22 protein-coding genes are annotated in these 23688 nt (G+C 64.0%); 11 read left to right on the top strand and 11 right to left on the bottom strand.

Features of this window, described 5'->3' with window-relative positions; genetic code table 11:
* Position 1 precedes the first annotated feature (1 nt).
* The 4 genes from cydB (at position 2) to ACFZCE_RS02065 (ending at position 1868) form a co-directional block, all read left to right on the top strand.
* Complete coding sequence (gene cydB, locus ACFZCE_RS02080) at positions 2–1009, top strand: cytochrome d ubiquinol oxidase subunit II (RefSeq protein ID WP_390935600.1); 1008 nt, start codon at positions 2–4, stop codon at positions 1007–1009.
* Positions 1010–1020: 11 nt separating this feature from the next.
* The gene (locus ACFZCE_RS02075) at positions 1021–1167 is read left to right on the top strand and encodes a DUF2474 family protein (RefSeq protein ID WP_390935598.1); all 147 of its coding nucleotides are present in this window, start codon (positions 1021–1023) and stop codon (positions 1165–1167) included.
* 121 nt (positions 1168–1288) lie between these two features.
* The gene (locus tag ACFZCE_RS02070) at positions 1289–1567 is read left to right on the top strand and encodes a type II toxin-antitoxin system RelB/DinJ family antitoxin (RefSeq protein WP_390935596.1); all 279 of its coding nucleotides are present in this window, start codon (positions 1289–1291) and stop codon (positions 1565–1567) included.
* A complete protein-coding gene (locus ACFZCE_RS02065; RefSeq protein WP_390935594.1) occupies positions 1539–1868 on the top strand; it encodes a type II toxin-antitoxin system mRNA interferase toxin, RelE/StbE family in 330 nt (109 codons plus the stop codon). Before ACFZCE_RS02070 ends, ACFZCE_RS02065 begins: the two co-directional genes overlap by 29 nt.
* 53 nt (positions 1869–1921) lie before the next feature.
* Here the strand turns inward: ACFZCE_RS02065 and ACFZCE_RS02060 are convergent, their stop codons facing one another.
* On the bottom strand, positions 1922–3049 hold the full coding sequence (locus ACFZCE_RS02060; RefSeq protein WP_390935593.1) for a methyltransferase: 1128 nt from the start codon (positions 3047–3049) through the stop codon (positions 1922–1924).
* A gap of 115 nt (positions 3050–3164) precedes the next feature.
* On the opposite strand from ACFZCE_RS02060, the gene ACFZCE_RS02055 reads away from it, so the two are divergent.
* A complete protein-coding gene (locus ACFZCE_RS02055; RefSeq protein ID WP_390935591.1) occupies positions 3165–3935 on the top strand; it encodes an FAD-binding oxidoreductase in 771 nt (256 codons plus the stop codon).
* A gap of 181 nt (positions 3936–4116) precedes the next feature.
* Here the strand turns inward: ACFZCE_RS02055 and ACFZCE_RS02050 are convergent, their stop codons facing one another.
* From ACFZCE_RS02050 to mscL, 4 genes are all read right to left on the bottom strand, one after another.
* A complete protein-coding gene (locus ACFZCE_RS02050; protein ID WP_390935589.1) occupies positions 4117–4371 on the bottom strand; it encodes a bacteriocin immunity protein in 255 nt (84 codons plus the stop codon).
* Between the two features lie 3 nt (positions 4372–4374).
* Positions 4375–5550 carry an S-type pyocin domain-containing protein gene (locus ACFZCE_RS02045; protein WP_390935587.1) on the bottom strand — a complete coding sequence of 392 codons (1176 nt, stop codon included), beginning with the start codon at positions 5548–5550 and terminating at the stop codon, positions 4375–4377.
* The gene (locus tag ACFZCE_RS02040) at positions 5498–6631 is read right to left on the bottom strand and encodes a hypothetical protein (protein WP_390935585.1); all 1134 of its coding nucleotides are present in this window, start codon (positions 6629–6631) and stop codon (positions 5498–5500) included. The genes ACFZCE_RS02045 and ACFZCE_RS02040 overlap by 53 nt, the downstream gene beginning before the upstream one ends.
* Positions 6632–6875: 244 nt before the next feature.
* Positions 6876–7316, bottom strand: coding sequence for a large-conductance mechanosensitive channel protein MscL (mscL, locus tag ACFZCE_RS02035; RefSeq protein ID WP_390935584.1), 441 nt, complete (start codon positions 7314–7316; stop codon positions 6876–6878).
* A gap of 178 nt (positions 7317–7494) precedes the next feature.
* Here mscL and radA point away from each other — a divergent pair, with 178 nt between their 5' ends.
* On the top strand, positions 7495–8862 hold the full coding sequence (gene radA / locus ACFZCE_RS02030; protein ID WP_390935582.1) for a DNA repair protein RadA: 1368 nt from the start codon (positions 7495–7497) through the stop codon (positions 8860–8862).
* Between the two features lie 63 nt (positions 8863–8925).
* Complete coding sequence (locus ACFZCE_RS02025) at positions 8926–9603, top strand: HAD-IA family hydrolase (RefSeq protein ID WP_390935580.1); 678 nt, start codon at positions 8926–8928, stop codon at positions 9601–9603.
* A 15-nt stretch (positions 9604–9618) separates the two neighbouring features.
* Here ACFZCE_RS02025 and ACFZCE_RS02020 read toward each other — a convergent pair whose 3' ends face one another.
* Positions 9619–9978, bottom strand: a complete 360-nt coding sequence (locus tag ACFZCE_RS02020) for a PilZ domain-containing protein (protein WP_390935579.1) — start codon at positions 9976–9978, stop codon at positions 9619–9621.
* A gap of 161 nt (positions 9979–10139) precedes the next feature.
* Between ACFZCE_RS02020 and ACFZCE_RS02015 the strand changes: the two genes are divergently transcribed.
* The 3 genes from ACFZCE_RS02015 to yjiA all read left to right on the top strand — a co-directional run bounded on the left by ACFZCE_RS02015 (position 10140) and on the right by yjiA (position 13455).
* On the top strand, positions 10140–12209 hold the full coding sequence (locus tag ACFZCE_RS02015) for a carbon starvation CstA family protein (RefSeq protein WP_390935577.1): 2070 nt from the start codon (positions 10140–10142) through the stop codon (positions 12207–12209).
* 15 nt (positions 12210–12224) lie between these two features.
* Positions 12225–12425 carry a CstA-like transporter-associated (seleno)protein gene (locus ACFZCE_RS02010; protein WP_390935575.1) on the top strand — a complete coding sequence of 67 codons (201 nt, stop codon included), beginning with the start codon at positions 12225–12227 and terminating at the stop codon, positions 12423–12425.
* A gap of 70 nt (positions 12426–12495) precedes the next feature.
* The gene (yjiA, locus tag ACFZCE_RS02005) at positions 12496–13455 is read left to right on the top strand and encodes a GTPase (RefSeq protein WP_390935573.1); all 960 of its coding nucleotides are present in this window, start codon (positions 12496–12498) and stop codon (positions 13453–13455) included.
* A 58-nt stretch (positions 13456–13513) separates the two neighbouring features.
* On the opposite strand, the gene glyA is transcribed toward yjiA, so the two are convergent.
* Positions 13514–14767: a serine hydroxymethyltransferase gene (glyA, locus tag ACFZCE_RS02000; RefSeq protein ID WP_390935572.1), complete on the bottom strand. Its 1254-nt coding sequence runs from the start codon at positions 14765–14767 to the stop codon at positions 13514–13516.
* Positions 14768–15011: 244 nt separating this feature from the next.
* Complete coding sequence (locus ACFZCE_RS01995) at positions 15012–18839, bottom strand: EAL domain-containing protein (protein ID WP_390935570.1); 3828 nt, start codon at positions 18837–18839, stop codon at positions 15012–15014.
* Between the two features lie 240 nt (positions 18840–19079).
* On the opposite strand from ACFZCE_RS01995, the gene ettA reads away from it, so the two are divergent.
* The gene (ettA, locus tag ACFZCE_RS01990) at positions 19080–20744 is read left to right on the top strand and encodes an energy-dependent translational throttle protein EttA (protein ID WP_390935568.1); all 1665 of its coding nucleotides are present in this window, start codon (positions 19080–19082) and stop codon (positions 20742–20744) included.
* A gap of 41 nt (positions 20745–20785) precedes the next feature.
* On the opposite strand, the gene ACFZCE_RS01985 is transcribed toward ettA, so the two are convergent.
* The 3 genes from ACFZCE_RS01985 to ACFZCE_RS01975 all read right to left on the bottom strand — a co-directional run bounded on the left by ACFZCE_RS01985 (position 20786) and on the right by ACFZCE_RS01975 (position 23673).
* Complete coding sequence (locus ACFZCE_RS01985) at positions 20786–21289, bottom strand: GreA/GreB family elongation factor (protein ID WP_390935566.1); 504 nt, start codon at positions 21287–21289, stop codon at positions 20786–20788.
* 73 nt (positions 21290–21362) lie between these two features.
* The gene (locus ACFZCE_RS01980) at positions 21363–21719 is read right to left on the bottom strand and encodes a hypothetical protein (RefSeq protein WP_390935564.1); all 357 of its coding nucleotides are present in this window, start codon (positions 21717–21719) and stop codon (positions 21363–21365) included.
* A gap of 109 nt (positions 21720–21828) precedes the next feature.
* Entirely contained in the window at positions 21829–23673 is a 1845-nt protein-coding gene (locus ACFZCE_RS01975) for a DUF4105 domain-containing protein (RefSeq protein ID WP_390935562.1), read from the bottom strand.
* Positions 23674–23688: the final 15 nt, after the last annotated feature.

The following is a 23688-nucleotide window of genomic DNA, read 5'->3' as shown; positions in this document are numbered from 1 at the left end:
CATGGGCATCGACACTTCTTTGATCTGGGCCATCATCATCATCTTCGGGGTGATGATGTACGTGGTCATGGACGGCTTCGACCTCGGCATCGGGATCCTCTTCCCGTTCGTCAAGGCCGAGCAGGACCGTGACGTGATGATGAACACCGTCGCGCCGGTCTGGGACGGCAACGAAACCTGGCTGGTGCTGGGCGGCGCGGCGCTGTTCGGCGCCTTCCCGCTGGCTTACTCGGTGGTGCTCTCGGCGCTGTACCTGCCGTTGATCTTCATGCTGATCGGGTTGATCTTCCGCGGCGTGGCCTTCGAGTTTCGCTTCAAGGCCCGTGACCACAAGCGCCACATCTGGGACAAAGCCTTCATCGGCGGCTCGCTGCTGGCCACCTTCAGCCAGGGCGTGGCGCTGGGCGCGTTCATCGACGGCATCCCGGTGGTCGAGCGGCATTACGCCGGCGGCCCGCTGGACTGGCTCACGCCGTTCTCGCTGTTTTGCGGCCTGGGGCTGATCGTGGCCTACGCGCTGCTGGGCAGCACCTGGCTGATCATGAAAACCCAGGGCGAGCTGCAAGCGCGCATGCACCAGGTGACCAAGCCGCTGATTGGCGTGCTGCTGGCGGTGATTGCCGTGGTCAGCGTATGGACCCCACTCGCCCACGGTGACATCGCCCAGCGCTGGTTCAGCACGCCGAACCTGTTCTGGTTCTTGCCGGTGCCGCTGCTGGTGCTGGCCACCGTGGTGGGGCTGTGGGTCACCGTGAGCCGCGGCGCCCACTACGCGCCGTTCCTGCTCACCCTGCTGATGATTTTCCTCGGCTACAGCGGCCTGGGCATCAGCCTGTGGCCGCACATCATCCCGCCGGCCGTGACCATCTGGGACGCCGCGTCGCCACCGCAAAGCCAGGGCTTCATGCTGGTGGGCACGCTGTTCATCCTGCCGTTCATCCTCGGCTACACGTTCTGGAGTTACTACGTGTTCCGCGGCAAGGTCACCGCTGAAGACGGCTACCACTAGGAGGCACGCCCATGGCCAACGCACCACACACGCAAAAACCGCTGTGGCAACGCCTGGGCTGGCTGGTGCTGATCTGGGCCGCCAGCGTGGTCAGCCTGGGCCTGGTGGCCGGGCTGATCCGCCTGCTGATGGCCGCCGCCGGCATGCGTACCCACTGATTCGAGCTTCCCATCCTTTTGCCCGCGCTCCAGCGGGCTTTTTTATGGGTGGAGATCCGTCGGCTATTGCGGTGTATCTCAAATGAGATACGATGTGCCTACGAAACGCTGAGGAGGTTTTATGCCTACCACAACTATGGTGCACGTTCGCCTTGACGAAGAGCTCAAGGCCCAGGCTGTGCAAACCCTGGCTGCAATGGGGCTAACGGTTTCAGATGCCATTCGAGTGTTCTTGACTCGCGTCGTTGCCGATCAAGAATTGCCTTTCGCTTTGCGCACGCCCAATGCGCAGAGCCGGGAGGCCATTGCCGAGGCACAGGCGATTATTCAGGGCCGCCGCGCTCGATTTTCCACGGCGGATGACCTGATAGATGACCTCGAAAAAAACAGCGGCGAGTAAGCGCGCGGTTCTACCTCGGGCGGCGGACTACACCCGGGCATTCTTGAAAGATTGGGAGCGCCTATCGCGCGCGGGCAGGTACAACATGAAGCGGCTCAAGGAGGTGATGGGCCTGCTGATCGGTAATGACGCGCCATTGGGGCCAGAGTGGGTCGACCATGCGCTGACCGGCGACTGGAGTGGCCATCGGGAATGCCATGTGGGTGGTGATTTCCTGCTCGTCTACACGGTCGCAAGCGTCGGTAAATATGAGCAGATCGTTTTTGTAAGGGCGGGCACCCATGCTGAGTTATTCAGCTAGGCATGGGGCCGCCGATCAACCCGGCGCCAATCAACTCGAAGCGCCTATTGCCCTCACTTCAGCGCCAACAACACCACGAACTTCGGGTTCGCCGCCACCTGCTCGACCCCGCGGAACAACCGCGCCAGCTTGGTGTGGTAGCCCAGGTGGCGGTTGCCGACGATCATCAGCCCGCCGCCCGGCACCAGCGCCTTGTGCGCCTGCTGGAACATCCGCCAGGCGAGGAAGTCGCCCACCACCTGCTGCTGGTGGAACGGCGGGTTGCACAGCACCAGGTCGAGCGAGTTGGGCGCCTGCTCGGCCAGGCCGTCGCCGGCGCGCAGGGTCACCGCACGGTTGCCGAGCGCCGCGTGCCAGTTTTCTCGGGCCGACTGCACGGCCATGTAAGACTCATCCACCAAGGTGAACTCGGCCCAGGGGTTCTCCAGCGCCGTGGCGATGGCAAGAATGCCGTTGCCGCAGCCGAGGTCCGCCACGCGGGCGTGGTTGAGGTTGCGTGGCAGGTGCGGCAGCAGCGCGCGGGTGCCGATGTCGAGGCCTTCGCGGCAGAACACGTTGGCGTGGTTGACCAGCTCCAAGGCCGGGGCGTCGAGGCGGTAGCGGCTGGGGTAAGGCGAGGCGATCGGTTCGCGCGGCACATAGCGGGCGGCCAGCAGGCGGGCTTTCTTGACCGCCAGCGAGGCTTGCATCGGCCCGATCAACTCGTCGATCAGCTCCCCGGCCGCGCGCGGCAGGTGCTTGATCATGCCGCCGGCAACCACCATCGCCCCCGGCTTGAGGTGGCGCTGCAGGCGGATCAACTGCTCCTCGAGCAGGGCCAGGGTTTTCGGCACCTTCACCAGTACGTGGTCGAATTCGCCGCTGAACGGCTCGCTGGCCGGCAGCAGCGTGACCGCGTCGAACGGCAGGCCGTTGCGGGTGAGGTTCTTCGCCAGCGCCAGGGCGCCCAGGTGCGAGTCGCCGCTGCTCACCACCTCATAGTGCCCGTGCAGGCTGATGGCCAGGGCGCCGAAGCCGTCGTTGAGCACCAGCACCCGGGCGCCGGCCGGCAGGCCTTGCTCGGCCAGGTGGCTGAGCAGGTATTCGTCGGCGGCGTCGAAGGCGAACAAGGGTTCTTGTTTGGCCATTTCGGGTTGGCGGATCAGGTCGAGTTGCGCGTAGGCGCTGTCGAAACGGGGCATCGGTAAGGCTCGAGGGTGCGCAAAAAGCGAATTCTACGCCGGTTCACACACTCTGCGTCGGTGTTTGTCGGGCGGCGATTGCGCCACACTAGGCACCATTAGACGTGGAGGCCCCATGAGCGACGAGAAATTCACCCGCCAGCGCTTGCTCGATGTGCAAACCCTGACGCCCAGCCTGTTCACCCTGCGCACCACCCGCGACCAGGGCTTTCGTTTCCGTGCCGGGCAGTTCGCCCGCCTGGGCGTGGCCAAGGCCGACGGCAGCGTGGTGTGGCGCGCGTATTCGATGGTGTCGTCGCCCCACGATGAGTTTCTCGACTTCTTCTCCATTGTGGTGCCGGGGGGCGAGTTCACCAGCGAACTGGCGCGGCTGAAGGCAGGCGACGAACTGCTGATCGACCGCCAGGCCTTCGGTTACCTCACCCTCGACCGCTTCGCCGACGGCCGCGACCTGTGGATGCTCGCCACCGGCACCGGGGTGGCGCCGTTCGTGTCGATCCTGCAGGACTTCGAAGCCTGGGAGCGCTTCGAGCGGATCTTCCTGGTGTACAGCGCCCGCCATGGCCAGGAACTGGCCTACCGTGAGCTGATCGCCGGGCTGGAGCAGCGTGAATACCTGGCCGAGTTTGCCGGCAAGCTGCGCTTCATACCCTGCGTGAGCCGCGAGGATTACCCCAACGCCCTGCGCGGGCGGATCACCAGCTTGATCGAGAACGGCGCGTTGGAAGCGGCCGCCGGCACTCCGCTGACCCCGGAGCATTCGCGGGTGATGATTTGCGGCAACCCGGAGATGATCGACGACACCCGCAAACTGCTGAAGGGGCGAGACATGCAGCTGAGCCTCAGCCGGCGGCCGGGGCAGGTGGCGGTGGAAACGTACTGGTAGGGTGGCTGGTGCTTCGCCCGGCACGGCCTAGGGGAGGCCGTGGTCCTGCACCCGGCTTTGCTAGGCGAAGGGCCCTGAAACGGTACGCGCAGTGGCAAGCCAAAGATTATCGACCTGATTTAGTAACCTTTGCCTTGAGCGAACCACTCTAAAGCTGCGCTTTTATTGCGTGAGTGCCTGCCTAAGCTTGCTTGAAGCCTGGTTTACCATTGGCGGCTCGCCATTCTTTGACACGCTGTAGTACCCCTTGAGGAGATTCGTCCTCACCTTCTGCAGGAAAGAAGATCACGTCGCTTTGGTCGGGGTGTTCAGTGATGTCGTCAAAGTGATCTAGCCACTGGTTAAGCTCAAGATCACTGTCAGCCTTGCCGCCCAAGATGTCCCCTACGAATTGAAGAAATTCCTGCTCAGTGTAATCTTCAAATTTTTCTTTCATCGGTCAGTCCCCTTTGCAATGGATGTTAACATGAGCATTCGGCGTCATGATGAATAAGTTGTCAAGGTCGTAAACTGCGCCTCCCTGACTGATTAAGTTTTTGTGGTGGACTTCCATAACCTTTCTTTTGCCGCGCCATTGTGCTTTCGGGACAAGTGGGGATAATCCTTTTTCCATGTTGGGTAGCTGAGTTGACCTGAAGTGAGCATTAAGCACGGGGTCTTGTGCTATTGCGCGCCATACTGCCCTTCTTAGCCCATCAAAACTTGAAAATCGAAGACCGATCAACTGCTCTGCAATTTGCGTAGGAATTGGCGCACCAATAGTTGCTGCCGCAGACAGCCAGTCCTCTCCAACAACCTGCCCACTTCCCGTCACCACCCCCGGCTCATACCGAGGGCTTTTGTACATCACATAAATCGGCGGCAACCCACTGTCCGCTGGGAAAATCACTACCAAATCATCGAAGTCTAGCGGTTCGGGCTGCGGTGACTCCAACAGCTTCGCTTCAATCGGCTCAACCACGGGCCCGTCGTAGTTTTCCGGTATCGTGCTCTCACCGGGCAAGGCCGTGGAAGAGTCGGGCGGGCTGATGGCGGGTGTCCACGTCAGCGTGCGCGGCGGCTGTTCGGCGGTTTGTGCGGTATAGGTTTTAGTGGCGGGGTCATGAGTGGCATACACTGCTTTGACGTTCGCCCGCACCGCCTCGCCGGTTTTTACGACGACCAAGGTGCTCTTGGCTTCTTCCGTTGGCACCGGCGTAGTGGCCAGGCGCACAGGCATGCTCACTGTGTGTTGTGCATCCACCGCTGCCGCTGCAGCCGCTAGCTGCGCCGCTAATTCAGGTGCTATCAATGACAGCGGTATGCTGGTAACCGTGCGCTCCATTCGCTCGGCATTGCCTAACTTCGGCGAATACAACAGCAGGCCGATGCCGACTGCTGCGCCCTTGGAGGTGGCTTGGGCGAAATCGGCGAGAACCGCTAGGCCTGTGCGCAACGAAGCGGAGATAGACGCACCGGCATTTTCTATAACCGGGTAGGTCGCTACTGCACTGAAGAATAATGGCCTGGCGATTGCTGCATCGGCCGAGAGGGTGTGGTGTAGCGGCGCTGTTAAAGCGCTATCAATTGCAGCCTGCTCTGCCGCAATACGTGCCGCCTCGGCGGCGGCGCGCAAGGCATCGTTCGCTGCTTGGGCCCGTTGAGAGAGCCTGGACAGGGCCTTGGCTGCGATGTCCAGTTGGCGGGCTGCTTCGGTGTGAAGCGCGGCTTGGTGATAATCTGCCCATCGTGGCCCTAGGGTTTTGCTGGGTTTGAAGGTCGACAAGGTTTTTAAGCGCCTCGGTTTCTGGGCGGCTCAATGGGGGTGTTATGTGTGGATTTGCGCGGGTGTATGCGCCAACCGCAGCGCGCTCCACTTCTGCCAGTTGAGATAGCGCGGCGCCTTGTCGATCCAGTTGCTCGGCGAGAGGGTAGGCGCTGAGGTCTCCGGTAGATCCGTTCAGGGCGTTTTGAAGAAAATGGGGTAAGCGTTGCAGGTGAATCTCTCTTTCAGCAGCGAGGCGTGTGAGTCGTGCCTGAAGCCGTAAGGCCCATTCGTTGCTTGCGTGGTGCTGTTGGTATTCCTCTTCGTCAGCCGCCTGTGCCAATGACTCCAGCTTCTCAGTCAAGGCATCGATTATGAGCGACAGCCGTTTCACCTCCAGCGTGGCGGTGTACGCGCGGGCAAATGAATTCTGGATTTGTTCATAGCTGTGCGTGAGGTCTCCCATCAATAGGGCCCTGACCTTTCGCATTGCTAGAGTTTCGGCAAGATAAAAGAGGTTGTAGCCATCTATTTCGTAGGCGATAGGCAATTGGGACGTGTATTCCCCAAATACCTTGGCCATTAAGTCTACGGTTACCGCCTGGCGGGCAACAGTTATGCCTGCTGTATCAAGCGGTACCGAAGAGAGCGCCTCCTGCCAGCGCTGCTCCGCCTCGGTTTGAATATTGCTGAATCGAGTCGCGTAGTCCGCTTCATGAGTGGAGAAGGTGTTAACAACTTCGTTGAAAAGATCCTCGGTTGCACTTGGAAAGGGAAGTGGTTGGCTAGGTTCTCGGGTGCCTGCGATCTTCTCGCGGCTAGCACCTGGCCAATTATCAGGTGTTCGGGTTCTGCCAAATGTACGCGGATGATCAGCGAAGGGTACGTCTAAGTTTACGTTTGAGGGCGTACGTGGCTGCCCCCAGTTGACGATGAGGTGTTTTTCTTGCATTCAGATATTTCCCTACAACATGGCTGGGATCACCCAAGCCCCTAGGGCGAGGATGTAAATGCGTTGGCCAACGTTGTTAGGAAACTATATGAGGATGGGGAGTGATGCAATGAGAGTGAGAGTTGTTATTGTTTGCGATTTGTTGCCAACCTATAGGGGCGCTTGGATGGCGTAGCTGTGCAGGTTGCAGCATCAATCAAAGTGCCCTGCTCACCTTGGAGGTGAGCAGGGCTGCCCGTTTACCTCAGCCAACCGTAGGCGGCACTACCGGCGCACTGCGCCCATTCTGCTCTTTCAGCAAATCCCGAATATCGGTCAGCAGCAGTTCTTCCTTGCTTGGCGCTGGCGGCAGGCTCGGGGCCTTGGCTTCTTCGCGCTTGAGCTTATTGATCGCCTTCACGCCCATGAAGATCGCGAACGCGACGATGATGAAGTCGAAGATGGTCTGGATGAACTTGCCATAGGCCAGCACCACCGCCGGCGTGGTGCCCTCGGCCGGGCGCAGGGTAATGGCAAGGTCGGTGAAGTTGATCCCCCCGATCAGCAAGCCCAGAGGCGGCATGATGATGTCGCCGACGAACGACGAAACGATTTTGCCGAACGCCGCGCCGATGATGATACCGACCGCCAGGTCGACCACGTTGCCCTTGACCGCGAAGGCCTTGAACTCTTGGATCAGGCTCATTGAGTTTTACCCCCTGTAACAAAATTTAAGGTGCTCACAGTGTATGCCAACCTTTCGTCGGCTGCGCTGCGTCTCTTGAAATGACCGGGGTAGCGGCCAATAGTTTGCTTGGATTGCAGGCGGCGCGCGGCGGGCTAGAAGGTTATCATGGCGGCCTTTTGCGAAAACCGGGGGTTCCATGGCCAAGGCCAAGCGCATGTACGGCTGCACCGAGTGCGGTGCGACCTTTCCCAAGTGGGCCGGCCAGTGTGGCGAATGCGGCGCCTGGAATACCCTGGTCGAAACCGTGGTGGAGAACACCCCCGCCGCCTCCAGCGGCCGCGCCGGCTGGGCCGGTGAGCAGGCCCAGCTGAAAACCCTGGCTGAAGTCAGCGTAGAAGAAATCCCGCGCTTCAGCACCGCCTCCACCGAGCTTGACCGCGTGCTGGGCGGCGGCTTGGTTGAGGGCTCGGTGGTGTTGATTGGCGGCGACCCGGGCATCGGCAAGTCGACCATTCTGCTGCAAACCCTCTGCGCCCTGGCGGCGCGGATGCCGGCGCTGTACGTGACCGGCGAGGAGTCGCAGCAGCAAGTGGCCATGCGCGCGCGGCGCCTGGCGTTGCCGCAAGACCGCCTCAAGGTGATGACCGAAACCTCCATCGAGGCCATCATCGCCACCGCCCGGGTGGAAAAACCCAAGGTGATGGTGATCGACTCGATCCAGACCATCTTTACCGAGCAGCTGCAATCGGCCCCCGGTGGCGTGGCCCAGGTGCGCGAGAGCACCGCGTTGCTGGTGCGCTTCGCCAAGCAGACCGGCACCGCGGTGTTCCTGGTCGGCCACGTGACCAAGGAAGGCTCGCTGGCCGGCCCGCGGGTGCTCGAGCACATGGTCGACACGGTGCTGTACTTCGAGGGGGAGTCCGACGGCCGCCTGCGCCTGCTGCGGGCGGTGAAGAACCGCTTTGGCGCGGTCAATGAACTGGGCGTGTTCGGCATGACCGACCGCGGCCTGAAAGAAGTCTCCAACCCCTCGGCGATTTTCCTCAGCCGCGCCCAGGAAGAAATCGCCGGCAGCGTGGTGATGGCCACCTGGGAAGGCACCCGGCCGATGCTGGTCGAGGTGCAGGCGCTGGTCGATGACAGCCACCTGGCCAACCCGCGGCGGGTCACCCTCGGCCTGGACCAGAACCGCCTGGCCATGCTGCTGGCGGTACTGCACCGCCATGGCGGTATCCCCACCCACGACCAAGACGTGTTCCTCAACGTGGTCGGCGGGGTGAAGGTGCTCGAAACCGCCTCTGACCTGGCGCTGATGGCGGCGGTGATGAGCAGCCTGCGCAACCGCCCGCTGCCTCACGGGCTGCTGGTGTTTGGCGAGGTGGGCCTGAGCGGCGAGGTGCGCCCGGTGCCGAGCGGCCAAGAGCGCCTGAAAGAGGCTGCCAAGCATGGCTTCAAGCGCGCCATCGTGCCCCAGGGTAACGCGCCGAAAGAGCCGCCCGCCGGCCTGCAGGTGGTGGCGGTTACCCGCCTGGACCAAGCCTTGGACGCGTTGTTCGAAGAGTAAGCGGGCTTGACCCGCTGGCCGCGGGCGTTTATTACCGGGTTTTACCAAAACCAGAGGCGCCGTATGCCAAGCACTCCGCAGATCAAGGCCGTTATCTTCGATATGGACGGGTTGTTGCTCGATACCGAGGGCATCTACACCGAAGTAACGCAGATCATCGCCGGCCGCTACGGCAAGACCTTTGGCTGGGAGCACAAGCAGCACATCATCGGCCGTGGCGCGCGCGACCTGGCCACCTACGTGGTCGAGGCGCTCGAGTTGCCGATCAGCGTGGATGAGTTCCTTGAGGTGCGCAAGCCGCTGATGGTCGAGCGCTTCCCCAAGGCGCTGGGCATGGCTGGCGCCGAAGCGCTGGTGCGCCACCTCAAGGCCCACGGCATTCCGGTGGCGGTCGGTACCAGTTCGTCGAGCACCTACTTTGCGCTGAAAACCGAAGGCCACAAGGAATGGTTCGCGCTGTTCGACACCATCGTCACCGCTGACGACCCGGAAGTGACCGCGGCCAAGCCCGCGCCAGACATCTTCCTCACCGCCGCGCGGCGCCTTGGGGTCAACCCGGCCGATTGCCTGGTGTTCGAGGATTCGCCCTTTGGCGTGACCGCCGCCAAGGCCGCCGGCATGTACGCGCTGGCGGTGCCGGATTCAGCCATGGACCCCGAAAAGTACACCCACGCCGATGGCCGGTTAGGCAGCTTGCTGCAGTTCAAGCCGCAGGATTGGGGGTTGCCGGCGCTGCCGTAACGGCGGCCCTGGCGTTCAGGGCAGCAACAACGCGCCCAGCTCCCGCTCCAGTTCTGCCGCGTCGCCGAGGTTCAGCTCGACCAGCCGCTTCAGGTGGCTGGCCGAGTCGATGTCGATATGGTCGCACTCAAAGCCCAGCCGCTCGGCCTCTTCATGCACCAGGCGCACTTCCATCTTCACCGTGGCCTGGTCGCTGAGGGTGATCAGCGCGCCGAACGGTTGCGCCGCGTCGCCGGCCCAGTCGTCGGGGCGGGCGATCAGCAGGCCTTTGAGGGAAACATCCTGCAACTGCACATCCCAGGTGGCGCCGCCCTGTGCGATCAGGGTCTTGGCGTCGAAGGGAATACGGATGAAACGGCGGCGTTCGCTAGTCATGTAAAACTCCTTGGCATGGCAGGACTATAGACCAGCCCGCGGCGGCGTGGCGTGACCGGCCGCACAGCCGCTCTAGACCAACGGGGGGGATGAGTTTTCCACGGACTCTGGCTAGACTCAGTGGGTGGTCTTCCAAAACCCATTCGCTGGATAAAAATAATATGAACAACACAACAAGCCCGGCCCGCCATCTGCCATGGCTCGCGCTGGCCGTGATAGGCGCCAGTGCGCTGGGTGTGGTCGCCCTGCGCCGTGGTGAAACCATCAATGCCTTGTGGATCGTCGTCGCGGCGGTCGCGCTGTACCTCGTTGCCTACCGCTATTACAGCCTGTTCATCGCCAACAAGGTGATGCAACTGGACCCTACCCGCGCCACCCCAGCGGTCGTGAACAACGACGGCCTGGACTACGTGCCCACCAACAAGCACATCCTCTTTGGCCACCACTTCGCTGCCATCGCTGGCGCGGGGCCGCTGGTGGGCCCGGTGCTGGCCGCGCAAATGGGCTATTTACCCGGCACCCTCTGGCTGATCGCCGGGGTGGTGTTCGCTGGCGCCGTGCAGGATTTCGTCGTGCTGTTCCTGTCTACCCGCCGCAATGGCCGTTCGCTGGGCGACATGGTCCGCGAGGAAATGGGCCAGATTCCCGGCACCATCGCGCTGTTTGGCTGCTTTCTGATCATGATCATCATCCTCGCGGTGCTCGCGCTGATCGTGGTCAAGGCCCTGGCCGAAAGCCCCTGGGGCGTGTTCACGGTGATCGCCACCATCCCGATCGCGATGTTCATGGGCATCTACATGCGCTACATCCGCCCCGGCCGCATCGGTGAAATCTCGCTGGTGGGCGTGGTGCTGTTGCTGCTGTCGATCTACCTGGGTGGCCAGGTGGCCGCGGACCCAGTCTGGGCCAAGGCCTTTACCTTCACCGGCGTGCAGATCACCTGGATGCTCATCGGCTACGGTTTCGTCGCCGCGGTATTGCCGGTGTGGCTGGTGCTGGCGCCGCGGGACTACCTGTCGACCTTCCTCAAGATCGGCACCATCATCGCCTTGGCGATTGGCATCCTGGTGACCATGCCCGAGCTGAAAATGCCCGCGCTGACCCAGTTCACCAACGGCACCGGGCCCGTGTGGAAGGGCACGTTGTTCCCGTTCCTGTTCATCACCATTGCCTGTGGCGCGGTGTCGGGCTTCCATGCGCTGATCTCCTCGGGCACCACGCCCAAGCTGCTGGATAACGAAACCAACGCCCGTTACATCGGTTACGGCGGCATGCTGATGGAGTCGTTCGTGGCGATCATGGCGATGGTCGCGGCCTCGGTGATCGAACCGGGCGTGTACTTCGCCATGAACAGCCCCGCGGCCGTGGTCGGCACCGACGTCAACGCCGTCGCCGCCGCGGTGAGCAGCTGGGGCTTCATGATCACCCCCGACGCCCTGCAAGCAGTGGCCAACGACATCGGCGAGCACACCATCCTCGCCCGTGCCGGTGGCGCGCCCACCTTGGCGGTGGGTATCGCGCAGATCCTCCACCAGGTGTTGCCGGGTGAGAACACCATGGCGTTCTGGTACCACTTCGCGATCCTGTTCGAGGCGCTGTTCATCCTCACCGCGGTAGACGCCGGTACCCGTGCCGGGCGCTTCATGCTGCAAGACCTGCTCGGCAACTTCGTGCCGGCGCTCAAACGTACCGAATCCTGGGCCGCCAACATCATCGCCACCGCTGGCTGCGTGGCGCTGTGGGGTTACCTGTTGTACCAGGGCGTGGTCGACCCGCTGGGCGGCATCAACACCCTGTGGCCGCTGTTCGGGATCTCCAACCAGATGCTCGCCGGTATCGCCCTGATGCTCGGCACCGTGGTGCTGATCAAAATGAAGCGCGAGCGCTACATCTGGGTCACTCTGGTGCCGGCGCTGTGGCTGTTGATCTGCACCACCACCGCGGGCCTGATCAAGCTGCTCGATCCGAACCCGGCGGTGGGCTTCCTGGCGCTGGCCAAGAAGTACAGCGACGCGCTGGCCGCCGGCCAGGTACTGGCCCCGGCCAAGAGCGTCGAACAAATGCAGGCGGTGATCTTCAACGCCTACACCAACTCGGTGCTGACGGTGCTGTTCCTGATCGTGGTGCTCAGTGTGCTGCTGTTTGCCGTGCGCACCGGCTACCGGGCGCTGGGCCGCAGAGAGCGTACCGACCGCGAGGCGCCATACCAGGCGCTGGGCGGCCAACAGTGAACGGAGGGCGAGCGGATGTTCAATGACCTGGCCAACCTGGGCAAGTACCTCGGCCAGGCCGCGCGCCTGATGGTCGGGATGCCCGACTACGACAACTACGTCGAGCACATGCGCAACAAGCATCCGGACCAACCGGTAATGACCTACGAGGCGTTCTTCCGGGAACGCCAGGAAGCGCGCTACGGCGGCGGCAAGGGCTCGCCCCGCTGCTGTTGAGGCGCACAACGACCAACGCCGGCCGAGGGGTAGTTGCCCCGCGGGCGGCGTTTTCGTCTCTGGAGGCTGTGTGAACCCGATTCCCGTGACCATTCTCAGCGGCTTTCTCGGCGCTGGGAAAACCACCCTGCTGCGCTACCTGCTCAGGGCCGAGCACGGCCTGAAGCTGGCCGTGATCGAAAACGAATTCGCCGAAACCGGCATCGACACCGAACTGCTCGGCGATGACGCCGTGCAAGTGCTCACCCTGGCCAACGGCTGCGTGTGCTGCAGCATCAACAGCGACCTGACCAAGGGCCTGCGCTTTTTGCTGCAGCGCCGCGACAGCGGCGCCATCGCCTTCGACCGGCTGGTGATCGAGTGCACCGGCCTGGCCGACCCCGCCCCGGTGGCGCAAACCTTCTTCCTTGAAGAAGACATCCGCGAGCGCTACCTGCTCGATGGCATTGTGACCCTGGTCGATGCCGCCCACGCCGAGGAACACCTCAAGCAGACGATCGCCCAGGCCCAGGTGGGGTTTGCCGACCGCTTGCTGGTGAGCAAAACCGACCTGGTCAGCGCCGAGGCATTCGAGGCCTTGGGCGAGCGGCTGCGGCGGATTAACCGCCGCGCGCCGGTGCGGGTGGTCAAGCAGGGCGAAATCGACCTGGCGGAGTTGCTCGACATCCGCGGCTTCAACCTCAACACCGACCTGGGCGCCGGCTTCAGCCTGCGCCCGGTGGCCCAGGGCAACAGCGCCGACCGCATCACCAGCATGGTGCTGCGTACCAACAAGGCGCTGAACATCGACGCCCTCAGCGCGTTCATGAACCAACTGCTCGAAGACCACGGCCGCCAGTTACTGCGCTACAAGGGTGTGCTGAACATCGAAGGGGATCCACGCCGGCTGGTGTTCCAGGGCGTGCTCAAGCTGTATGGCTTTGACTGGGACCGCGAGTGGGCGGCCGATGAAGCGCGGGAGAGTGTGATGGTGTTCATCGCCGATGAGTTGCCGGAGCAGGCGATTCGCGAGGCGTTCGAGGCTTTGTAGAAGAGGGTTACGGCCCTTTGCTCGGCTGTGCCGGGCGCAGGGCCGTAAACGTTACCGCTTAGTTGCCATACACCGGCAGCTTGGCGCAAATAGCCTTGACCTTCTCACGCACGGCGTCGATCACCGCCTCGTTGTTCAGGTCGGCCAGGATGTCGCAGATCCAGCCAGCCAGCTCGCGGCATTCGGTTTCCTTGAAGCCACGGGTGGTCACGGCCGGGGTGCCGAAGCGCAGGCCGGAGGTGACGAACGGCGAGCGTGGGTCGTTGGGCACCGAGTTCTTGTTCACGGTGATGTACGCGCGGCCCAGGGCGGCGTCGGCGTCTTTGCCGGAGATGTCTTGCTTGATCAGCGACAGCAGGAACAGGTGGTTCTGGGTACCACCGGAGACCACGTCGAAACCGCGGGCGATGAACACTTCGGCCATGGCTTGGGCGTTTTTCACCACTTGTTGCTGGTAGGCCTTGAACTCAGGCTGCAGCGCTTCCTTGAAGCACACCGCCTTGGCAGCGATCACGTGCTCCAGCGGGCCACCTTGGGCGCCGGGGAATACCGCTGAGTTGAGTTTTTTCTCGATGTCGGCGTTGGCGCGGGCCAGGATCAGGCCGCCGCGCGGGCCGCGCAGGGTTTTGTGGGTGGTGGTGGTGACCACGTCGGCGAACGGCACCGGGTTCGGGTACACACCGGCGGCCACCAGGCCAGCCACGTGGGCCATGTCGACGAACAGGTAGGCGCCCACTTTGTCGGCGATGGCGCGGAAGCGCGGGAAGTCCAGCACTTGCGAGTACGCCGAGAAGCCGGCCACGATCATTTTCGGCTTGTGCTCGACGGCCAGGCGCTCGACTTCGTCGTAGTCGATCAGGCCGTTGGCGTCGATGCCGTACTGCACGGCGTTGTACAGCTTGCCGGAGGAGGACACCGAAGCGCCGTGGGTCAGGTGGCCACCGTGGGCCAGGCTCATGCCCAGGATGGTGTCGCCCGCCTGCAGCAGGGCCAGGTAAACAGCGGCGTTGGCCTGGGAGCCGGCATGCGGCTGAACGTTGGCGTAGTCAGCGCCGAACAGCTGTTTGGCGCGGTCGATGGCCAGTTGCTCGACCACGTCGACGTATTCGCAGCCGCCGTAGTAACGCTTGCCCGGGTAGCCTTCGGCGTATTTGTTGGTCAGCGTGGAGCCCTGGGCTTCCATCACCGCGGGGCTGGTGTAGTTCTCCGAGGCGATCAGCTCGATATGCTCCTCCTGGCGGCGAGCTTCCTGTTCCATCGCTGCGAACAGGTCGGCGTCAAATTTGGCAAGGGTCAAGTCACGGCTGAACATGGGCGGTCCTCGAGGATCGGCAGAGTGAAAGCGCGCATTCTACCCCATCCTCCGGAGGCTGGCATATGAGCGGGGCTCAAGTTGGTGAGGACTGGAAGTAATGGGAAGAGCAGCGGTAAGGGGCAAGCCTCAAGGGGCAAACAAAAAGCCGACGAAGCCCCAAGCCCCAAGCTAAAAGCCCCCACCCCCCACTTGCAGCTTGCCGCTTAAAACTTCCCCCTGCTCGACTAGCGGCCAGGGGCCGCTAGTCGAGCATGAACAGCGCATCGTTGCTGAACTGCGCGGCGAACCGGCTGGCCGGCATTGGCCGGCCGAACAGGTAGCCCTGCACCTCGTCGCAGCCGTGCTCACGCAAGAAGCCCAGTTGGTCGTGGGTTTCGACGCCTTCGGCAATCACCGCCAGGTTCAGGCTGTGGGCCATGGCCACGATGGCACGGGCGATCTGTGCGTCCTGTTCGCCGTCGGGCAGGCCGTCGACGAACGAGCGGTCGATCTTCAGCACGTCGATCGGGAACTGCTTGAGGTAGTTCAGCGACGAATAGCCGGTGCCGAAGTCATCCACCGCGATCGACAGGCCCAGGCGCTTGAGGCTGTCGAGGATCTGCATCGCCTCGTTGACCTCGCGCATCAGGATGCTCTCGGTCAGTTCCAGCTCCAGGCAGGCCGGGGGCAGGGCGGTTTCTTCGAGGATCGCGGCGATGCGCGTGCCCAACTGGCCATCGGAGAACTGCCGGGCGGAGATGTTCACCGACACTTTCGGCACCCGCACGCGGGCCTGGTGCCAGGCCTTGAGCTGGCGGCAGGCCTCCAGCAGCACCCACTCGCCCACATCCACCACTAGGCCGAGCTCTTCGAGTACCGGGATGAAATCCCCTGGCGGCACCAGCCCGCGGCGCGGGTGGTTCCAGCGCAGCAGCGCTTCGGCGCCGGTCAGGCGCTTGCCGTCGCCGCTGAACTGCGGCTGGTAGTAAAGGATGAACTCTTGCTGCTCCAGCGCGTGGCGCAGGTCGCTTTCGAGCTCCAGGCGCTCCAGGGCGCTGGCGTTCATGTCGGTCTGGTAGAACTGGAAGTTGTTCTTGCCACGCTCTTTGGCGTGGTACATCGCCGTGTCGGCGTTCTTCATCAGTTGGCTGAGCTCGTTGCCGTCTTGTGGGCTCAGGGCGATGCCGATGCTGGCGGTCACGAAGAATTCGCGGCCTTCGAGCACGAACGGCCGCACTAGGCTGCCAAGGATCTGCTCGGCCACATGGATGGCGCGGTTCAGCGCCTGCTCGCGGCTGGCGCGCGGCTGCAGCAGCAGGGTGAATTCGTCGCCGCCCATGCGCGCCACGGTGTCGTCTTCATCCACGCAGGCCAGCAGGCGCGTGGCCATGTCTTTGAGCATGCGGTCGCCGGCGGCGTGGCCGAGGGAGTCGTTGATCGGCTTGAAGCGGTCGAGGTCGAGGAACATCAGCACCACCCAGGCTTTCTGCCGCTCGGCTTGCTGCAGGGCGTTGTGCAGGCGGTCCTGGAACAGCGTGCGGTTGGGCAGGTGGGTCAGGGCGTCGTAGTAGGCCAGGCGGTGGATGCGCTGCTCGCTGGCCTTGCGCTCGCTGATGTCGCTAAAGAAGCACACATAGCTGGCGAGGTCGCCTTCGTCGTCGAACACCGCGGTGATGCCCACCCAGGCCGGGTAATGCTCACCGTTGCGGCGCTTGAGCCAGATTTCGCCCTCGTAGCTGCCCCGTTCGCCCAACTGCTTGACCACGTACTGCAGGTGCGCCTGTTGCGCCTCCTGCACGGTGAGCAGCTTGGGCAGTTGGTCTTCGACCTGCCCGGCGGAGTAACCGCTGACCCGGGTGAAGGCCTCGTTGACCTGCACGATGTAGCCGGCCGGGTCGGTGATCAGGATCGCCGACGTGGAGTGCTCGAAAACCGTGGCGGCCATGCGCAGGTCTTTCTCCGCGCGGCGCTGCTGGCTGACGTCGCGGCCTACGCCGAGGATGCCTTCGAAGTTGTCGTTTTCGTCCCAGATCAGCACCAGCCGCAGCTCGATCGGGATGCGCCGGCCGTCGGCGCGCAGGCAGTCGAACAGGAAGAACTGCGTGCTCACCTTGTGCCGCAGCTCGGCCAGGGCCAGCGGGTTGCCCAGGGCGCGGTCGACCCGTTCGAGCAACTGCTGCAAGCTTTGCAGTTGCGCCGGGTTGGCGATGATCGACTGCCAGCCTTGCTCGAACACGCTGTCGACGTCGTAGCCGAGCACGGTGCTGACCGACGGGCTGACGTAGTTCAAGGCCAGGCGGCTGTCGGTGGAGAAGATCACGTCGCTGATGCTCTCGGCCAGCAGGCGGTAGCGCCGCTCGCTCTCGCGCAGCGACTGGCTGGCCTCGAGCTGGTCGGATACGTCCTTGGCCAGGCCGATGATGCGGGTGACCCGGCCCTCGGCATCGGTGCTCAGGGTTTGCTCGCGGATGTCGAAGCGGCGCAGGCTGCCGTCTTTATGGCGGAAGCGCAGTTGGGTGTGCAGCGGGCTGGCGTAGGCGGTGTCGCGCTGGTGCTGGCGCAGCACCTGGGCGTGGGCGAGGTCTTCGGGGTGCAACATGGTTTCCCAGTAGCTCTCGCCCAGGCGGCGGATTTCCGCTTCGCTGTAGCCCAGGGTCAGGCCCAGGTGTTCGTTGCTGTAGAGCAACTGGCGGGTCAGCACGTTGGCCACGTAGAGGTGGTCCGGCACCGCCTGGATCACCTCCGCCCAGAACGCTTCGCGTTCGACCAGCGACAGCTCGGCCTGTTTGCGTTGGGTGATGTCGTCGAGGCTCAGCACCACTTGGTCGGCTTCGGCCGACAGGCGCATCAGCACCCACAGGTACTGGGTGCCGGCTTCGCTGCCCGGCAGGGGCGTTTCCAGCTCAACGGTTTGCTCGCCCTCGAGCACCAGCTTGAGCAACTGGTAGGTAATGCCGGTTTCGTCCAGCGGCGATAGGCTGAACAGCCGTGCCCAGAGAGGGTCACCTTCGCTCACCCCCAGCACTTGCAGGGCCACCTGGTTGACCTCGTGCACCTGCAGCGCGCGGCTCAGCGCCGCCTGTTGTTCGGGGTAGCGGGCCAGCCAGGGGGCGAGCTCGGCCGCGGTGTGCACGGACGAGTCGGCCAGCAGCTTGCGTAGCTCGCCGAGGTTGAGCACGCACAGGCCAACGCCGGCGCCCTCGAAAATATCCTGGTAGCGCCGCCGGCCGGCCTGCAGGGCACGTTGGCGGCGGCGGATGTCGAGCAGCACCAGCAGCGGCAGCACCGCGCACAGCGCGCCGAGCAGCAGCTTGCCGAGCATGCCCTTGGCCAGCGCCTGGCGCGTGCCGGCGGCGTCGAACAGGCCACGCAGTTGCCAGTCGCTGCTGGCCAGCGGCACCAGCACCACGCTGCGTTCGCGCTCTTGGCTGGCGAGTTGCTCGTTACCCTCGGGCAGGCGGTCGTCGCGGTACAGCACCAGGCCGGTGGCGGCGTTCTCCAGCAGCCAGTCTTGCTCGCGGGCTGGCTCAACCGCCTGGCTGAGGCTGCCGAGCAAGGTGTGGTTGAAGGTCAGCAACCAATGGCCGCGGCTGGGCTGGGCCGGGTCGCGCAGCAGCAATTGCAGGCGCCGGCCGCCGTCGCTGTCGGTGTAATGGAAGGCTTGCTCGGCGCTGCGCACCAGCAGGTCGTTGAGGTAATCCTGGCCGATCGTCGGGTGGCCCACCCATTGGCCGTTGGCCCCCAGCCAGCTCACGCTGTCTAGCGCGGGCAGGGTTTTGCGCAGCTTCTGCAGGGCATCGGGTTGGGTCAGGGCGGCGGGGTCGGGGCTGGCAGTGGCCAGCCGGCTCAGGGTGGTCTGGGCGAACAACGCCAGGTTCATGCCCAGGTGGTCGGCCAGGCTGGTGTTGTAGCTGACCGCCGCGTCGCGCTCGCCCCGTTCGCTACGCTGGTATTGGTCGAACAGCTGCCAGAACAGCAGGCCGATCAGCGTCAGCACCAGCAGTGCCAGCGCGGTGCGCAGCGAACTGAGCCGGAAACTACCCTGTGTTGAAGGCTTACGGCGCAGCGAGGCCGATGGCGGAGTGCTCAAACTGTAATACCTGCGTTTGGGCTGGGCATGACATGGGGCCGTGGCGCGAAAAAAGGCGCAAAATGGGCCTGTGGCTGGCGACGGATTAGCATGCCTTGCGCCGTGGCAAAGTGCCAGCCCTGTTTGTCGCTGGTTTGCCGACCGCGTCGCATTACGGTAGCTTTGGCGGTCTTGGCACGCCCGCGCTGGCGCCACTTCTTCTCTACGGTCATCTTCATTTTCGCAACCATCAGGTTAACCATGGCCCAATACGTCTATACCATGCATCGGCTGAGCAAAGTCGTTCCGCCGAAACGTGAAATCCTCAAGAACATTTCCCTGTCGTTCTTCCCCGGCGCCAAGATCGGCGTGCTCGGCCTCAACGGTGCGGGTAAGTCTACTTTGCTGCGGATCATGGCGGGCGTCGATAAAGAGTTCGACGGCGAAGCCCGGGCGATGCCCGAGCTCAACGTAGGTTATCTGCCTCAAGAGCCGCAACTTGATCCTTCCAAGACCGTGCGCGAGGTGGTCGAAGAGGCGGTTTCGGTGGTCAAGGACGCCCAGGCCCGCCTCGACGAGGTGTACGCCGCCTACGCCGAGCCCGACGCCGACTTCGACAAACTGGCCGCCGAACAGGCCAAGCTCGAAGCCATTTTGCAGGCCAGCGACGGCCACAACCTCGAGCGCCAACTGGAAGTCGCCGCCGACGCCCTGCGCCTGCCGGCCTGGGACGCCAAGGTCGAGCACCTCTCCGGCGGTGAAAAACGCCGCGTGGCGCTGTGCCGCCTGCTGCTGTCGGCCCCCGACATGCTGCTGCTCGACGAACCGACCAACCACCTGGATGCCGATTCGGTGGCCTGGCTCGAGCAGTTCCTGCACAACTTCCCTGGCACCGTGGTGGCGATTACCCACGACCGTTACTTCCTCGACAACGTCGCCGGCTGGATCCTCGAGCTCGACCGCGGCGCTGGCATCCCTTACGAGGGCAACTATTCTGGCTGGCTCGAAGCCAAGTCCGACCGCCTGGCGCAAGAGAGCAAGCAGCAAAGCGCCCATGAAAAGGCCATGAAGGAAGAGCTGGAGTGGGTGCGCAAGGGCGCCAAGGCACGCCAGGCCAAGTCCAAGGCCCGCCTGGCGCGCTTCGAAGAGATGCAGTCGCAGGAATTCCAGAAACGCGCCGAAACCAACGAGATCTACATCCCGGCGGGCGCGCGCCTGGGCGACAAGGTCATCGAGTTCAACAACGTCACCAAGGGCTATGGCGACCGCGTGTTGATCGACAACCTGTCGTTCTCCATTCCCAAGGGCGCAATCGTCGGTGTGATCGGCGGTAACGGCGCGGGTAAATCCACCTTGTTCCGCATGCTGATGGGCAAAGAACAGCCGGATTCGGGCACCATCGACATCGGCGACACCGTGCAACTGGCCTGCGTCGACCAGAGCCGTGAAGACCTCGAAGGCGGCAAGACCGTATTCGAGCAGGTGTCTGACGGCTCTGACGTGATCCGCATCGGTGGTTATGAAATTCCCTCGCGTACCTACGTGGGCCGCTTCAACTTCAAGGGCGGTGACCAGCAGAAGTTCGTCAAGGACCTCTCCGGGGGTGAGCGTGGCCGCCTGCACCTGGCGCTGACGCTGAAAGAGGGCGGCAACGTGCTGCTGCTCGACGAACCGTCCAACGACCTTGACGTCGAAACCCTGCGTTCGCTGGAAGAAGCCCTGCTCGACTTCCCGGGCGCGGCCATTGTGATTTCCCACGATCGGTGGTTCCTCGACCGCGTGGCGACGCACATCCTGGCCTACGAAGACAACTCGCACATCGAGTTCTTCGAGGGTAACTACACCGAGTACGAAGCCGACCGGAAAAAACGCCTGGGCGATGCCGCCGCGCAGCCCAAGCGTGTGCGTTACAAGAGCCTGGCCTGACGCCAAGGCCTTTCGCCTGGCTGTGCCGGGCGAAAGGCCCTTCAAGGCAATGGCGTAGCGCTGATCGCCAACACCTCGATCAGCACATCCCCCGCGGGCCTGGCCCACAGCACCTCATCGCCCACCGCTTTGCCCAACAGCGCGCTGCCCAGTGGCGACGCCCAGTTGACCAACCCCACGCCGGCATCGGCTTGGTCCTCACCGACCAGGCACACTTGGCTGTGGGCGTCGTGTTCGTCGGCGAAACTCACCCAACTGCCGATCTGCACCTGTTCGGTGGAGGTGACCGGGGGCACCAGGCGCGCGCTGCCGACCCGCGCCTGGAAGTAGCGCAGGTCGCGCTCCAGGTCGGCCATCGATTGCTTGTCACCGCGCTCACCCAGCGCCACCTGTTCGGCGCGCAGGGCCTTGAGCTCGGCCACCCGTGCCTGCAGCAGGGCCAGCCCGCTTTCGGTCACGTAGTTGGGCTGGCTGCTGATTTGCCGCTCCACCGGGGCGGTGGCTTGGGCGGCGGCATGGTCTTCGTTGACGAAGGCTCGGCTCATCACTGTTCTCCCGCAATAGCCCATTAGGCCATCATCGCAGGGGGTAAGTTCTCGCCCATGCCTGCCGGCGACGCTAATCGCCGTGATACGCGCGGTAGGTCATGCGGGTTTTCTGGGTTTCCCAATCGCGGTCGCGATCGTTCAGCACCCGGTCATGCACCTCTTGCTGGTCGCGGCTGACCGCCTGTGCCTGGCACTGTCGGAAGCCGTCGTCCCAGCCGCCGCTGTAGAGCTTATCGCCCATGTAGCGGTTCACGTCCTTGCTGTAGTTGCCGCTGAAAGAGGCCGCGGCGGCCCGGCCACTGCTGCAGCCGTCGTGATAACCATCAGCGAAGGCTGGCGGATAGCCTTGCTGGACCATCTGATCGTGCGCCGTCTGGCAACCGGCAAGCGCCGCCATCAGTGCCAGTACGCACCCATACCGCTTCATTTTGCGATACCTCACGCAATACCGGGGCTAAAGTGCCCGGCTTGATGAAACGTTAGACAGCCGCCGGTGCGGATTTCGTCAATTTGCCGTGAACGGGGGATGTACGGCCTCAATAGTGGTACCAGCGGGCCTCAAGCATCACCTCGTTGGTGGGGCTGCCGAGGTGGCTGAAGTCCCGCGCGGCGCTCAGGCGCAGGCCGAAGGCGCGGCTGATTGCCCACTGCTGGCCCAGCGCCAGGCGCCGGCGCACTTCGCCATTGGCAAAATAATCGCCCTTGGCCTCCAGTTGCACGTTGCCCAGCGGGTTCTGCCACAGCAGGCCGCTGTCAAAGCCCACCGCCGGGCTGGCGAAGGCGCCGAAATCCGGGTTGTGCTCCACCCGGGTGGTACCCAGCGCATAGGCCAGCACACCGTCACCCAAAGCCCAGGTGCCCCCGGCGCCGCCGCCAAGCTGGCTGACCAGGGTGGCATCGCCATGGCGGCCGGGCACCCGCTCAAGGCCGCCGCCCACCTGCCACGACAACGGCTGCAGCAGCGCGTTACGGGGCGTCAGCGAGCGGATGTTGGCGAGGTCGAGCCGTTGCAGCTGCCAGTGGTTATCGGCGTATTGGCGCACGCGCAGGCCAAGGATTTCGATCTGTGCGCCAAGGGGGAAGCTCTCGGCGTTGTCGAGCACGTCGTGGTAGGCCATGCGCAGGCCGTATTCGGCAAAGCCGTGGCCGTCGCGGCTGCCGCCCGCGGCGCTCCAGGTGCGCGACGGGTGGCCGTCTTCCGGCAAGCCGGGGCGGGGCAGGGCGAGGGCAGGCGGCGGGTTGGCGTTCATCGCCCGCAGCAGCTCGAAGCTGCGCTGGGCGCGCGCTGGGTCGCGCTCCTGGCCGGTGGCGCGGTAGCGCTCCAAGCGGTAGGCGGTGTCGGCCACCAGTGCCTGGCGCGGGGCGGGTAGCGCGCGGAAGGCCGGGCCTTGCAGCACGCCGGTGTTGGCCGCCAGGCGCAGTGCCAGCTGTTGTTCACCCGCGCTCAAGGGCTCGGCCCGCGCCAGCAGCTCGCGCTCGCGCGAGGGGCGGTAGTCGATGCTGTCGACCAGCCCGGCGGCCTTGACCGCCTTCACCGTGTCGGTGGGGATCGCGGTAATCGGGAACTGCCCGGTCAGCGCAAGCCCGGGGCGGGCGATTTGCAGCAGTTCGAGCAGGCGGTACGAGCAGTTTTCGTCGAAGAAGTAGTAATCGAAGCGTACCTGGCGCAGTTCCCACACATGCTCGACCATGCGCGCGGTTTCCGCCTCGCTGAGGTTTAAGTGGTACTCCCACAGGTCGCGGTTTTCCAGGCTGCGGTATTCGGCAAGCTTCTGCTGGTAGGGCACCAGCGAGAACAGCCCAGGGTAGCCGCCGGCCAGGCCCTTCCAGGCGTACAGGATGCTGTTGTCGGAGCCTTCTACGTAGGCGCCGAAGTTGATCGCGTAGCTGAGCAGCGCTGTGCCATCGGCGCGGGTGTCGGCCTGGTCGATGCGCAGCAGGGTGTGGCCGAACATCGACGACGGGCTGTTGAGATAGGCGGCCGGGAACACCAGCACGGTGCTGTGTGGCGAGATCGCCTGGTACCACTGGTCGAATTCGGCGCAGTGCACGCGGGGCAGGTCGTTCAGCCCAAGCTCGGCCTTCAGCCAGCGGCTGCGCGCTGGGTAGCGGCACTGGGCATGCTGGTCGCCCAGGCTGGCCGGGGCGTACAGGGCGGCGAGGGTGGCGCGTAGCTCGTCGCCGGGCTGGTGGGCGCCATCCGCGGCGATGAAGAAGCGGCGGTCGTCTACGTAGCTGCGCCAGCCGCCGGCCTTGGCCGGCACGTAATGGCCAAGGGCAAGCCAGTAAGGGGCCTGGGCCAGCCGCGCCAGGGTTGCATCGTCAGCGCCGTACAGCGGCGCACAGGCCATCATCGCCAGCCATGCCAGGCGCTTGAACATCCAGGGGGTTCCACG

This window comes from Pseudomonas sp. NPDC007930 (assembly GCF_042958985.1).
GTDB lineage: Bacteria > Pseudomonadota > Gammaproteobacteria > Pseudomonadales > Pseudomonadaceae > Aquipseudomonas.
The sequence above is the reverse complement of the archived record's forward strand: the minus strand, read 5'-3'. Positions and strand labels throughout refer to the sequence as shown.

What these genes read in the sequence shown, in the direction of transcription:
- ACFZCE_RS02025 (WP_390935580.1), top strand. Translation starts at nt 8,926, where the DNA reads ATGCCAAGCACTCCGCAGATCAAGGCCGTTATCTTCGATATGGACGGG.
- ACFZCE_RS02010 (WP_390935575.1), top strand. Translation starts at nt 12,225, where the DNA reads ATGTTCAATGACCTGGCCAACCTGGGCAAGTACCTCGGCCAGGCCGCG.
- ACFZCE_RS02015 (WP_390935577.1), top strand. Translation starts at nt 10,140, where the DNA reads ATGAACAACACAACAAGCCCGGCCCGCCATCTGCCATGGCTCGCGCTG.
- ACFZCE_RS02055 (WP_390935591.1), top strand. Translation starts at nt 3,165, where the DNA reads ATGAGCGACGAGAAATTCACCCGCCAGCGCTTGCTCGATGTGCAAACC.
- ACFZCE_RS02040 (WP_390935585.1), bottom strand. Translation starts at nt 6,631, where the DNA reads ATGCAAGAAAAACACCTCATCGTCAACTGGGGGCAGCCACGTACGCCC.
- mscL (WP_390935584.1), bottom strand. Translation starts at nt 7,316, where the DNA reads ATGAGCCTGATCCAAGAGTTCAAGGCCTTCGCGGTCAAGGGCAACGTG.
- radA (WP_390935582.1), top strand. Translation starts at nt 7,495, where the DNA reads ATGGCCAAGGCCAAGCGCATGTACGGCTGCACCGAGTGCGGTGCGACC.
- cydB (WP_390935600.1), top strand. Translation starts at nt 2, where the DNA reads ATGGGCATCGACACTTCTTTGATCTGGGCCATCATCATCATCTTCGGG.
- ACFZCE_RS02020 (WP_390935579.1), bottom strand. Translation starts at nt 9,978, where the DNA reads ATGACTAGCGAACGCCGCCGTTTCATCCGTATTCCCTTCGACGCCAAG.
- ACFZCE_RS02060 (WP_390935593.1), bottom strand. Translation starts at nt 3,049, where the DNA reads ATGCCCCGTTTCGACAGCGCCTACGCGCAACTCGACCTGATCCGCCAA.
- ACFZCE_RS02065 (WP_390935594.1), top strand. Translation starts at nt 1,539, where the DNA reads ATGACCTCGAAAAAAACAGCGGCGAGTAAGCGCGCGGTTCTACCTCGG.
- ACFZCE_RS01985 (WP_390935566.1), bottom strand. Translation starts at nt 21,289, where the DNA reads ATGAGCCGAGCCTTCGTCAACGAAGACCATGCCGCCGCCCAAGCCACC.
- ACFZCE_RS02075 (WP_390935598.1), top strand. Translation starts at nt 1,021, where the DNA reads ATGGCCAACGCACCACACACGCAAAAACCGCTGTGGCAACGCCTGGGC.
- ACFZCE_RS02050 (WP_390935589.1), bottom strand. Translation starts at nt 4,371, where the DNA reads ATGAAAGAAAAATTTGAAGATTACACTGAGCAGGAATTTCTTCAATTC.
- ACFZCE_RS01975 (WP_390935562.1), bottom strand. Translation starts at nt 23,673, where the DNA reads ATGTTCAAGCGCCTGGCATGGCTGGCGATGATGGCCTGTGCGCCGCTG.
- ettA (WP_390935568.1), top strand. Translation starts at nt 19,080, where the DNA reads ATGGCCCAATACGTCTATACCATGCATCGGCTGAGCAAAGTCGTTCCG.
- ACFZCE_RS01980 (WP_390935564.1), bottom strand. Translation starts at nt 21,719, where the DNA reads ATGAAGCGGTATGGGTGCGTACTGGCACTGATGGCGGCGCTTGCCGGT.
- glyA (WP_390935572.1), bottom strand. Translation starts at nt 14,767, where the DNA reads ATGTTCAGCCGTGACTTGACCCTTGCCAAATTTGACGCCGACCTGTTC.
- ACFZCE_RS02070 (WP_390935596.1), top strand. Translation starts at nt 1,289, where the DNA reads ATGCCTACCACAACTATGGTGCACGTTCGCCTTGACGAAGAGCTCAAG.